Annotated in this window: 2 protein-coding genes; one reads left to right on the forward strand and one right to left on the reverse strand. The window is 41.9% G+C overall.

Going from position 1 to position 1,223, the window contains the following annotated elements; genetic code table 11:
* A partial coding sequence (locus AC1DPZ_RS27575; protein ID WP_477409536.1) for a GNAT family N-acetyltransferase occupies positions 1-225 on the forward strand: 225 nt, incomplete at its 5' end.
* A 101-nt stretch (positions 226-326) separates the two neighbouring features.
* On the opposite strand, the gene AC1DPZ_RS27580 is transcribed toward AC1DPZ_RS27575, so the two are convergent.
* Entirely contained in the window at positions 327-1,151 is an 825-nt protein-coding gene (locus tag AC1DPZ_RS27580) for an energy transducer TonB (protein ID WP_477409538.1), read from the reverse strand.
* Between the last annotated feature and the right edge of the window lie 72 nt (positions 1,152-1,223).

Genomic DNA, 1,223 nt, shown 5'->3' on the forward strand with positions numbered 1-1,223 from the left:
GGTTTGATAATTGCGAACACAGCAGTGGCAGGAATTGAACTCCTGAAATTACATCTTAATACCAACGATAAAGTTGCATTCCCAAAAGACAATTTACACGCTGCTACATTTTTGCGTAAAAAAGGGTTTAAAGAATTCCGCACCGCCAAACGAATGCGGTTAGGTAAAAGCAGTAACGTAATGCTATCAAATATCTATAACAGAATAGCAGGAAATATTGGTTGAGGTAAAATAAAAAGCCCCGCATAATGCAGGGCTAAAACCACATCACTTATCTACCATCATCACAAACGGGTCTCGCCATCCGAACTGCTTTTCAATACTCGCTATTGATCAGCCAATTGGAAATTCATAGGTATTACATATTTAACGCGCACCGGCTGCCCGTTTTGCATCCCTGGTTTCCAGGCCTTGGCCAGCTTTAATACACGTGTAGCCTCTTCATCAAACCCATATCCTGCACCACGCTCAACCTTTATATTTGATAACTGACCATCCTTTTCGATAACAAAACTCATAAATACCTTCCCTGACACATTTTGCTCCTGTGCTATGGCCGGGAACCTCAGGTTTTTTTGCAAAAACTTGCTCCAGGCAGCTGCGCCCCCTAAAGGTTCGGGCATAACTTCCAGGCCGTTAAAATCATGTATCGTGTTATCAACAACCGGACCTGTACCTCCACCACCGACAGCGTCCTTATCAGCAATAACATTTCCCGGCTTATCATCCCCTTTGCTATCTACACTTCCAATAGTGCTTGCCTGTAACTCGGCCGTGGTGTGCGGTTGAACTATCGGATCAGCAGCAACTACAACCGGTGGCGGGCTTGCTAAAGTTTTAATATGCTCAACAGGCTTTGGTGCCTCTGATGCTTTAGCCTGCTTTGGTTTTTCAATTAATTTCTCCTGCTTCAACATTTTTATATCCAATATCGGCACTTCACGCATAACCAGTATCTTTCCTGGTTTGGGTTTAAAAACAATACTGGCTACTACTAAAACAGCAAGCCCTGCAAAGGTTAGGCCCATGGCTTTCGTCATGGTGCGGCCGTAATCTTTTCTTAATGCATAAGCGCCATATTCTTTGTTGCGATGGTCAAATACAAGGTCGAGCCACTCGGCATTGTACAAATTAAATTTCCCGATAAGCATAGTTTTAAAAATTAAATTTCTTCTTTAACGAATATACATATATTATATTTTATAAAACACAATAAAATGCAC

Source organism: Mucilaginibacter sp. P4_G9 (genome assembly GCF_056400985.1).

Bases quoted from the DNA above. Each gene is read 5' to 3' on its own strand.
- AC1DPZ_RS27580 (WP_477409538.1), bottom strand. From the start codon at position 1,151: ATGCTTATCGGGAAATTTAATTTGTACAATGCCGAGTGGCTCGACCTT.